Raw genomic sequence first — 10291 nt, forward strand, 5'->3', positions numbered from 1 at the left:
CTACGAAACTAGGGGCGATTCAGTTCTCACGAAGTAAGACGCCAACTCGGACGCCTCATTCTCCGCAACGCGGTCGCCAAAACTTATTCCTGAAAGATCCATAACAATATCCCTTTAAGACCTACAATAATAACTTGAGCTTGAGCCACTAGCCTGCAGCCGCCATTCAAACTTCCGCTCTATCTAGCCAATTTACATAGACTAGACTTTGCCTTATCGCTATATCGGCAATCGAGGCACTGATCTTTTTTTCGCAGAGCCAGACGCCTTCACATTCATAGCGTGAATTACATAGACTCTATTTTGATACCTTCTTTATAATTCGTTGACTCACAATAAACGATCACATAGCCAGGTAGCGCTGTAATTTGCCAGTCGGGTCCGAGCGCTGCCTTGACCCGCCGCAAAATATTTAGAACAGTGTCATCCGTGCTTTTAAGCTGGACGGTGGCCGCGATCAGATCAGGATGCGGACTTTTCGGTTTACCAGGGGCCCCTTCGAACCTGATATTGTAGTCCAACTGCCCTTTAAGCTGGGCCAAAACATCCGCCGCTGATGCCTCGCCGTTTTGAGCGACTAGGCTCACAGGTAGTTCAAGATCGATCGGGTAACTTTTATCGAAATGGCCGGCTTTGAGAACAGTGTGGTCACGGTTACGACCCGGGTCGTTAGACCCAAAACCACTTAGGTTCCACGTCGGCGGAGTTGGACTGGCTTTATAGTGCCTGATCAGCAGCTCTTCCAAGTCCATCGCCGTGAATACAAAAACCCTAACAGCCTTGAATCCGATGGTGTCATGGGAGAGGTTGCGGCGAGACCTAATCCTGATGGCATGACGCAGCAACCTAGCACGGAGCCCCGCCTGAGCATCGGTTTTACCGATGTAAACCAAGGTTCCATTAAAAAATAGCTGGTATACGCCCTGAGCATCGTCGATACCTTGGACCGTTGCCGCGTCAAGTGAACCTTCTGGCATCTCCTCAAACAGCTGAACCAGCTGATTTAGCAGGGCCGAAGGCAGGTCGAACTCAAGTTCTTCAAAGCAGTGGCGCATCGACATAAGCTCCCCAATTGTCGGGAGATTATGCCGATTTCTTTATTTAACGGAAGAAGCCATCAGTTTTTTCCCTTTAAAGCTGCTGCGACTGAGGAGGCGACTACCTCCGCTAAACGAACAGGTACCGCATTCCCAAGCTGCTTCATCGTGTCAGACCAAGAGCCATGAAAGACATAATCGTCCGGAAACGTCTGAATCCTTGCGGCCTCTCGCACAGTGAAATAACGGACTGACCCATCCATCCGAACGAGCATGTTTTCGCCACCTGGAACGCCATGATTGCCTGCCTTCAAGGTCTTTGCAGGCTCATCCATTGGGCTGCCGGTATGCCCTGGATACGACCGAGCTCCAGGGTTAAATGTGTGGTTCGGTACACGAAACAATGTTGGTTTTTCGGGATCAGGAAGTCCCGTTATCGCATCTCGCACAGTTGCCCATCGAAGCAACCGTTTATTTCCTTCCAAGGTCCTAGCTAGCTGAGATATCCGTTTTGTAAGCTTCTCTGGCGGGCGAGGCCTCCCACGTACGCGTACCTTATGCTCATCCCAATAAGATCCTGATACCCATTTCGCGATTAGCAGCTCATCCTCCGAGTGCGTAGGTTCAGGAAAAGACCATTGCACCTCAAGATCAGCTCTGAACCCCACGAGAAATACCCTTTCACGCTTTTGCGGCACGCCGTAGTCCGCCGCATTGAGCAGCCGGAATACAACGTTGTAGGCAGGTTTGACCTTCCCTGATGTATGGAGCCCTTCCAACCGAGTCAAATGTTCAGCCCAAGTTTCTTCTTTTCTCCTAACGACTTCCGGATAGCTGAGCTGAAGATAAACGTACTCAAAATAGCTAGCAAAGCTCTGGCGGAGCAATCCCTTCACATTTTCAAAAATGAAGGCTCGGGGCTTAGTTTCACGTACCGCTTGGACGGCAGTAGGGAACATGTCCCGCTCATCCAAGTTACCCCCGTGCTTTCCTCCAAGCGAAAACGGCTGGCAGGGTGGTCCACCGGAGATTATTTCCACTTCACCAATGTAGGGCTGGAAATCGAAGCTCCGAGCATCTCCCTCAAACAGTAAAAAGTCTTGCCCAGTAGCGGCATAGTGGGACCGGTTTTCGCGAATCGTCTGGCAAGCATCGTCATTCCACTCGACGACAGCCGAATGACGGAAGCCAGCACGGGCCATTCCCATGGCTAAGCCACCGGCACCTGCGAATAATTCGATACTACTCATTATGCTTCTCTTAATCCGGGCTGAAAGTGAGAGGTTCTTGGGGGCTACCGCCAAACTTGCCTTTCGCCCCAGCACCGCGCGGCCTCTTTGGCACAATCTCGATGCGCGCCAACACATTCTTGAAGTCGATCTGATGTTCGGCCATCTCAGCCATTAAGACCGAGATGACCGCTAAGTGGGATGGAATCTCTCCGCGTACAGAGCAATTCGTAATGGAATTGCGGTTCATCCCAAGCAACCCTGCAAACTCCTTTACGCTTATGCCTGCCTTCCCCAGTTGCCTCTGGAATTCTTCATAAGTCATGGTCGGGCAGGATACAGGGAGCAAACAAATCAGCACACATCTATATTCTATATGCACATATATTTATGTGCAACGCTTCGATTTCACTTATGTACAATTTCGTTGACAGCCACGAGAAATACCACTTGGGAGAATTTAAAAGTCAGGAATCAGAGGAGGTGTCGCGGTGCCGCACGAATGAAGGAAACCAGCCAAACTGAATATCTGCCCCCTCCCCCGCTTGGCACCTATGCACGAATTCATCTAGCTGATACATTTCCAATTAACTCCCTTGGGAAAGGGCTTTGAGTTACGGGGCTTTTAAACGCTCCGGCACGTTTTTTCAGTACATCGACTACCCGGCGGATAACCACAAGCTGGGCTGGAACGAAATGCTCGCCTGGCTACGCCAGAAGCGCTGGCAGAGTATGAGTTTTGGCGGGATCGTTTATCTGGTGTTGCTGATTCCGGTGGTCAACATCCTGATGATGCCGGCCGCCGTGGCTGGCGCGACTCTGTTCTGGGTGCGTGAGCGCGGGGCCGAGAACCTGGTGACGCAACGCTGAGGCCGCGTCACAAATCCATCATCCGAACGTCACAACCACGACATGGCCTCAGCCGAAACTGAGGTCATGACGACAGCTCTACATATCACCCTCATCAGCGAAACCTTCCCACCGGAAATCAACGGCGTGGCCAATACCCTTGGCCGCTTGTGCGACGGTTTGCGCGCACGCGGGCATCGGGTGGAACTGGTGCGACCGCGTCAGGCCGACGATCCGCAGCGCACTGAAGACGACTCGTTGCTGCTGTGTCGGGGCTGGCCGTTGCCGGGTTATCCGGGGTTGCAATGGGGTCAGTCGTCGATGCACAAGTTGCTGAGGCGCTGGACGCGTCAGCGCCCGGACGTGCTCTACATCGCCACCGAAGGTCCGCTAGGGTTGTCGGCATTGCGCGCGGCGCGTCGTCTGGGGATTGCCGTGGTCAGCGGCTTTCACACCAACTTTCAGCAATACACCCACCAGTACGGGCTCGGTTTACTGACGCGCTTGCTCACCCACTATCTGCGCTGGTTTCACAACCGTTCCGCCATGACCCTGGTGCCGAGCGTCAGCCAGCGCCTGGAGCTGGAGCGTCGGCACTTCGAACGCCTGGCGCTGCTGTCGCGGGGTGTCGACAGCCAGTTGTTTCACCCGGCCAAACGCCTGAATGCCTTGCGTGAGCAATGGGGTCTTGGCGAGCGGGACATTGCGGTCATTCACGTAGGACGCCTGGCGCCAGAGAAAAACCTCGGCCTGCTCAAGCGCAGTTTCGAAAAGCTCGCTGGCACTTATCCACAACGCAACCTGAAGCTGATCGTGGTCGGCGACGGGCCGCAACGAATGGCACTGGAAAAGGAACTGCCCGAGGCGATTTTCTGCGGCTCGCAACGGGGCGAAGCACTGGCGGCGCACTATGCGTCGGGGGATGTGTTTCTGTTTCCGAGCCTGACCGAAACCTTCGGCAACGTCGTGCTGGAAGCGCTGGCATCAGGCCTTGGGGTGGTGGCTTACGATCAGGCCGCGGCGGCCCAGCATATTCGCCATGGCTACAACGGCGTGCTGGCGATGCCCGGCGATGAAGAGGCGTTCTGCGAGGCAGCGGCGTGGCTGCTGGAAGAAGACGAAAGGTTGCGCTGCGTACGCCTGAACGCACGCCAACACGCCAGCCGCCAGGGTTGGGCGGCTATCGTCGAACAGTTTGAAAACCATTTGCTGGGGGCTTGCCGCGACCTGCGCGACAAGCCGCCCACGGCGATCAAACCAGCGTCATCAACGCCTCACGGCTGAACGGCAGAATGTCCTGCTCGCGGCCTTCGCGCACTTTCTGCGCCCAGTCCGGATCGACCAGCAGTGCACGCCCCACCGCCACCAGATCGAACTCGTCGTTGTTCAGACGCTCCAGCAATTTTTCCAGACTGGCCGGTTGCGCGACCTTGTCGGTGTTGACCATGAATTGCAGGAACTCGCCATCGAGGCCGACGCTGCCGACGGTGATGGTCGGTTTGCCCGTCAGTTTGCGTGTCCAGCCGGCGAGGTTCAGGTCAGAACCATCGAATTCCGGCTCCCAGAAACGGCGCGTCGAGCAGTGGAAAATGTCCACGCCTGCGTCGGACAACGGCTTGAGGAACTCACCCAGCGCTTCGGCGGTTTGCACCAGACGCGCGGTGTAGTCCTGCTGTTTCCACTGCGAGAAGCGGAAGATGATCGGGAAGCCTTCGCCAACAGCTGCGCGTACGGCCTGAATCAGCTCGATTGCGAAACGCGAACGGTTGGCCAGGCTGCCACCGTATTCGTCGGTGCGCTGGTTGCTGCCTTCCCAGAAGAACTGGTCGATCAGGTAACCGTGGGCGCCGTGGATTTCCACGCCGTCCATGCCGATGCTTTGGGCATCTTTCGCCGCTTGGGCGAATGCCGTGATGACGTCCTGGATGTCCTGTTTGGTCATGCCGTGCACCACGACCTGACCGTCCTTGAGTTTTTCCGACGGGCCGTAACCCGGCACGCTCGCGTCCGGCTCGGTGCCCAGACGGCGCACATTGCCGACGTGCCACAGTTGCGGAACGATCTTGCCGCCTTCGGCGTGCACCGCATCCACGACTTTCTTCCAGCCGGCCAGCGCGGCTTCACCGTAGAAGTGCGGCACGTTCGGGTAACCGTTGGAAGCCTGATGGCCGACGGTGGTGCCTTCGGTGATGATCAGGCCGACACCGGCCGCCGCGCGACGACGGTAGTATTCGATCACTTTGGAATTGGGTACGCCACCCGGGGAAAACGAGCGGGTCATCGGCGCCATGACCACGCGGGTCGGCAGTTCGAGGGCACCGAGCTGGAACGGTTTGAACAGGGCTTGCACGGGCATGGGAGGCTCCACGAAAAATTGATCGACGGGCATGCGATTCATATGACGACGATAATATGCGGAGTTCCAATCAACCGATAGCACTATTGATCTGAATGATTAAGGGTCAAAAGGCAGGCGAAAAAAATCGCAGCTCGAGGGCTGCGATTTTTGTGTTTCAGCTCAGGGCTTTTTCAATCGCCGTAATCACCGAAGGATCATCCGGCGCCGTGCGCGGCGAGAATCGGGCCAGTACCCGACCGTCCTTGCCGAGCAGGAATTTCTCGAAATTCCAGGTGATGTCACCGGGAAACTCCGCGCCCTCGCCCGCCAGCAGACGGTAGAGCTGATGACGGTCGTGACCGTTGACTTCGAGCTTTTTCGACAACGGAAAACTCACGCCATAGTTGAGGCTGCAGAATTCCTGGATCTCCTGCTCACTGCCCGGTTCCTGACCGGCAAACTGGTTGCACGGCAGGCCCAGCACACTGAAGCCTTTGCCTTTGTATTGCTGATAAAGGTTTTCCAGCGCCGCGTACTGTGGGGTCAAGCCGCATTTGGAGGCGACGTTGACCACCAGCACGACTTGGCCCTTGAAGGGTGCCAGCGGTAGCTCCTGACCATCCAGGGCTGTCAACTTAAGGTCGTGAAAAGCACTCATGACGAACTCCAGATTCCCGTTTTCTACTCGAAACAGCCACTTGGCGAGGCCACCAAGGACAGCCGCGGACTAAAAAGGCGCCCTCGGGCGCCTCTCCAGTACTCGAAGCTTAGCGCAGAAAATCAGTGGTGATGGCCACCTTCGCCATGGACGTGACCATGAGCGATTTCTTCCTGGCTGGCGTCACGGATGGCAACGACCTTCACTTTGAAGTTCAGGCGCTGACCGGCCAGCGGGTGGTTGCCGTCGACAGTGACGTCGTCGCCGTCCAGGTCACGGATGGTGACGATCTGCATCTGGCCATCCGGCGCCGAAGCGTGGAACTGCATGCCGACTTCCAGCTCGTCAACGCCTTCGAACATGCTGCGGCTCAGGGTGCTGACCAGTTCAGCGGCGTATTCGCCGTAGGCATCTTCCGGCTCGACGGAAACGTCCAGCTCGTTGCCAACTTCTTTACCTTCCAGGGCTTTTTCCAGGCCCGGGATGATGTTGCCTGCGCCATGCAGGTAGACCAGCGGAGCGCCGCCGGCGGAGCTGTCGATGACCTCACCAGCGTCGTTGGTCAGGGTATAGTCGATGGAGACAGCCTTATTGGCGGCGATCAGCATGGGGCGAGACCTTTTGCATAAGAATGAAGAACGGACAAGTCTAAACAAGGATTTGCCCGAAAGCGAACAGAACCCGGACAGACGGGATCGATTGGCGCCCGTGACCGTCACCGGATTCCATCAGGACGAGGACCGCCACTGGGTCGCCGAGCTGTCCTGCGGCCACACCCAGCACCTGCGCCACCTCCCGCCCTGGCAGTCCCGGGCGTGGGTCCTGGACGCTGCGCAACGTATTGAAAAAATAGGCCAACCCTTTGCTTGCGGTTGGTGCGCTCAAGGCTCGGTTAGCGATAACCTTGGCGACTGAAATTCGGCAGATCGGCACACAGAGACGATCGCCATTGCCATGCACCCTTAGAGAATCCGCATGCAAACTTTTTTTATCGCGCCCACCGACTTTGGTGTGGGTCTGACCTCCATCAGCCTCGGGCTGGTGCGCACGCTGGAGCGGGCCGGGCTGAAAGTCGGCTTCTTCAAACCGATTGCCCAGCCGCATCCGGGCGACACCGGCCCTGAGCGGTCCACCGAACTGGTGGCCCGCACCCACGGCCTGAAACCGCCGCAGCCACTGGGCCTGGCCCACGTCGAGCGGATGCTCGGCGACGGCCAGCTCGACGAGTTGCTCGAAGAAATCATCACCCTCTACCAGCAGGCCGCCATCGGCAAAGACGTGCTGGTCGTCGAAGGCATGGTGCCGACCCGCAGCGCCAGCTATGCCGCGCGGGTCAATCTGCACCTGGCCAAGAGCCTGGATGCCGAGGTGATTCTGGTCTCGGCCCCGGAAAACGAAGTGCTGACCGAACTGTCCGGCCGCGTCGAGTTGCAGGCGCAATTGTTCGGTGGGCCGAAAGACCCGAAAGTCCTCGGCGTGATCCTCAACAAGGTCAAGACCGACGAAAGCATGGACGCCTTCGCCGCGCGTCTGAAAGAGCATTCGCCCTTGCTGCGCACCGGTGATTTCCGTCTGCTCGGCTGCATTCCGTTCCAGCCCGAACTCAACGCCCCGCGCACCCGTGACGTCGCCGACCTGATGGGCGCCCAGGTGCTCAACGCCGGCGACTACGAAACCCGGCGCATGACCAAGACCATCATTTGCGCGCGCACCATGCGCAACACCGTGGACCTGCTCAAGCCCGGCGTGCTGGTGGTGACCCCCGGCGATCGCGACGACATCATCCTCGCCGTCAGCCTCGCGGCCATCAACGGCGTACCGCTGGCCGGCCTGCTGCTGACCAGCGACACCCTTCCGGATCCGCGCATCATGGATCTGTGCCGTGGTGCGTTGCAGGCCGGTCTGCCGGTGCTGTCGGTGAGCACCGGCTCCTACGACACCGCCAATCTGCTCAACGGCCTGAACAAGGAAATCCCCGTCGATGACCGCGAACGCGCGGAGATCATCACCGACTTCGTCGCCAGTCATCTGGATGCCAACTGGCTGCACCAGCGCTGCGGCACGCCACGGGAAATGCGCCTGTCGCCAGCCGTGTTCCGTTATCAATTGATTCAACGCGCCCAAGCCGCCAACAAACGCATCGTCCTGCCCGAAGGCAGCGAGCCGTTCACCGTGCAAGCGGCGGCGATCTGTCAGGAGCGCGGGATTGCCCGTTGCGTGTTGCTGGCCAAACCGGCGGACGTAGAAGCCGTGGCCCGTGCGCAAGGCATCGTGCTGCCGCCGGGGCTGGAAATTCTCGATCCGGACCTGATCCGCGAACGCTACGTCGAACCCATGGTCGCCCTGCGCAAGAGCAAAAGCCTCAACGCGCCGATGGCCGAACAGCAACTGGAAGACACCGTGGTAATCGGCACCATGATGCTGGCGCTGGATGAAGTCGACGGGCTGGTCTCCGGCATCATCAACACCACCGCCAACACCATCCGCCCTGCGCTTCAGCTGATCAAGACGGCGCCAGGCTGCACGCTGGTGTCGTCGGTGTTCTTCATGCTGTTTCCCGAAGAAGTGCTGGTCTACGGCGACTGCGTGATGAATCCGCACCCGAGCGCCAGCGAACTGGCCGAAATCGCCCTGCAAAGCGCCGACTCGGCCGCCGCCTTCGGCATCACCCCGCGCGTGGCGATGATCAGCTACTCCAGCGGCGAATCGGCTACCGGCGAGGAAGTAGAGAAAGTCCGCGAAGCCACCCTGCTCGCCCACGAACAACAGCACTCGCTGCTGATCGACGGCCCGTTGCAATACGACGCCGCCGCCAACGAAACCGTCGCCCGGCAACTGGCGCCGAACAGCCAGGTGGCCGGTCGCGCCACGGTGTTCGTGTTCCCCGACCTGAACACCGGCAACACCACCCACAAAGCCGTGCAGCGCAGCGCCGATTGCGTGAGCCTCGGCCCGATGCTGCAAGGCCTGCGCAAACCGGTGAACGACCTGCCGCGCGGCGCGCAGGTCGACGACATCGTCTACACCATCGCCCTGACCGCGATTCAGGCTGCCAACCGACCTCTGGATATCTGACCCGATGCTGGCTTTTCTCCCTGCCACCCTGCGCGGCGTAATCGCCGCGCTGCTGCTGGCGCTGAACACGATCCTGCTGTGCTCGTTCCTGTTTCTCGTGGCACTGATCAAAGTGCTGCCGTTCGACCTCGCCCGCCGCGCCTCGCGCTGGCTGATGAGCCACACCCACGAAGCCTGGATCAGCAACAACAAAGGCTGGATGAACCTCGTCCGCCGCACCCGCTGGCACCTCAGCGGCCTGCAAGGCCTGGACTACCAGCACTCGTACCTGATCACCAGCAACCACCAGAGCTGGGTCGACATTCTGGTACTGCAATACGTACTCAACCGACGCATCCAGCCACTGAAGTTCTTCCTCAAACAGGAACTGATCTGGGTGCCAGTCATCGGCCTGGCGTGGTGGACACTGGGCTTCCCGTTCATGAAACGCTATTCGAAAGCCTATCTGGAAAAACACCCGGAAAAGAAAGGCAAAGACCTCGAAACCACCCGCAAGACCTGCGCGAAATTCCGCGACAACCCGGTAGGCATCTTCAACTTCGTCGAAGGCACACGCTTCACCGAAGGCAAACACGCGCAGCAGCAATCACCGTTCAAATACCTGCTCAAGCCCAAGGCCGGCGGCATCGCATTCGTACTGGATGCGATGGGCGAACAGCTGGAATCGATCGTCAACGTCACCATCCACTACCCCGGCGGACGCCCTGGCTTCTGGGACCTGCTGTGCGGCAACGTCCGAGACGTAGTGGTGCACTTCGAAGAACTGAAAATCCCACCGCAGTTCATCGGCAAAAACTACGACCAGGACGGCGAATACCGCCTGCAATTCCAAGGCTGGATCAATCAGCTGTGGCAAGACAAGGATGCACTGCTGGAACAGATGCACCGCGAATACCCGAACCAACGCTGATCCCCCCGAGGGAGCGAAACAGACCGGCTGTCAGACCCTCATCGCTGGCAGCCGGATCGCCACCCGCAGCCCCCACAAAAAGCTTCTGCCCCTCACCACTCAACACAATGAGCGTTAGCTCGAGTACCGCTTTTGACGTGCCGGCCCCATCGGAAGGCTGAGTGGAGGGATTTATCCGGGGGGGGGAGCGCAGCG

10 protein-coding genes and 1 pseudogene are annotated in these 10291 nt (G+C 58.4%); 5 read left to right on the forward strand and 6 right to left on the reverse strand.

Annotated elements, in window-relative coordinates; translation table 11 throughout:
* Positions 1 to 287: 287 nt before the first annotated feature.
* The 3 genes from PMI24_RS25265 to PMI24_RS25275 all read right to left on the reverse strand — a co-directional run bounded on the left by PMI24_RS25265 (position 288) and on the right by PMI24_RS25275 (position 2591).
* Positions 288 to 1055 (reverse strand): GIY-YIG nuclease family protein, encoded by a 768-nt coding sequence (locus PMI24_RS25265; protein ID WP_007959077.1) that lies wholly within the window; start codon positions 1053 to 1055, stop codon positions 288 to 290.
* Positions 1056 to 1117: 62 nt separating this feature from the next.
* Positions 1118 to 2287 (reverse strand): DNA cytosine methyltransferase, encoded by a 1170-nt coding sequence (locus PMI24_RS29055; protein WP_007959078.1) that lies wholly within the window; start codon positions 2285 to 2287, stop codon positions 1118 to 1120.
* 10 nt (positions 2288 to 2297) lie between these two features.
* Positions 2298 to 2591 carry a hypothetical protein gene (locus PMI24_RS25275; protein ID WP_045121894.1) on the reverse strand — a complete coding sequence of 98 codons (294 nt, stop codon included), beginning with the start codon at positions 2589 to 2591 and terminating at the stop codon, positions 2298 to 2300.
* Positions 2592 to 2914: 323 nt separating this feature from the next.
* Here PMI24_RS25275 and PMI24_RS25280 point away from each other — a divergent pair.
* Positions 2915 to 3136, forward strand: a pseudogene (locus tag PMI24_RS25280) (EI24 domain-containing protein); the annotation flags it as partial.
* Between the two features lie 42 nt (positions 3137 to 3178).
* Complete coding sequence (locus PMI24_RS25285) at positions 3179 to 4399, forward strand: glycosyltransferase family 4 protein (protein ID WP_007959080.1); 1221 nt, start codon at positions 3179 to 3181, stop codon at positions 4397 to 4399.
* Here PMI24_RS25285 and PMI24_RS25290 read toward each other — a convergent pair.
* From PMI24_RS25290 to PMI24_RS25300, 3 genes are all read right to left on the reverse strand, one after another.
* The gene (locus PMI24_RS25290; RefSeq protein ID WP_007959081.1) at positions 4368 to 5471 is read right to left on the reverse strand and encodes an NADH:flavin oxidoreductase; all 1104 of its coding nucleotides are present in this window, start codon (positions 5469 to 5471) and stop codon (positions 4368 to 4370) included. The genes PMI24_RS25285 and PMI24_RS25290 overlap by 32 nt on opposite strands.
* A 157-nt stretch (positions 5472 to 5628) precedes the next feature.
* Complete coding sequence (locus tag PMI24_RS25295) at positions 5629 to 6111, reverse strand: glutathione peroxidase (protein ID WP_007959082.1); 483 nt, start codon at positions 6109 to 6111, stop codon at positions 5629 to 5631.
* Positions 6112 to 6233: 122 nt separating this feature from the next.
* Positions 6234 to 6719, reverse strand: coding sequence for an FKBP-type peptidyl-prolyl cis-trans isomerase (locus tag PMI24_RS25300; protein ID WP_007959084.1), 486 nt, complete (start codon positions 6717 to 6719; stop codon positions 6234 to 6236).
* On the opposite strand from PMI24_RS25300, the gene PMI24_RS25305 reads away from it, so the two are divergent.
* Genes PMI24_RS25305 through PMI24_RS25315 form a run of 3 tightly spaced genes read left to right on the forward strand, consistent with a single transcriptional unit; the run spans position 6688 to position 10096 of the window.
* On the forward strand, positions 6688 to 7026 hold the full coding sequence (locus PMI24_RS25305) for a DUF3565 domain-containing protein (RefSeq protein WP_177323259.1): 339 nt from the start codon (positions 6688 to 6690) through the stop codon (positions 7024 to 7026). The genes PMI24_RS25300 and PMI24_RS25305 overlap by 32 nt on opposite strands.
* Positions 7027 to 7086: 60 nt before the next feature.
* Positions 7087 to 9186 (forward strand): phosphate acetyltransferase, encoded by a 2100-nt coding sequence (gene pta / locus PMI24_RS25310; RefSeq protein WP_007959085.1) that lies wholly within the window; start codon positions 7087 to 7089, stop codon positions 9184 to 9186.
* A 4-nt stretch (positions 9187 to 9190) separates the two neighbouring features.
* The gene (locus PMI24_RS25315) at positions 9191 to 10096 is read left to right on the forward strand and encodes an acyltransferase (protein ID WP_007959087.1); all 906 of its coding nucleotides are present in this window, start codon (positions 9191 to 9193) and stop codon (positions 10094 to 10096) included.
* The last annotated feature ends 195 nt before the right edge of the window (positions 10097 to 10291 follow it).

This window comes from Pseudomonas sp. GM25, from assembly GCF_000282255.1.
GTDB lineage: Bacteria > Pseudomonadota > Gammaproteobacteria > Pseudomonadales > Pseudomonadaceae > Aquipseudomonas > Aquipseudomonas aphyarum.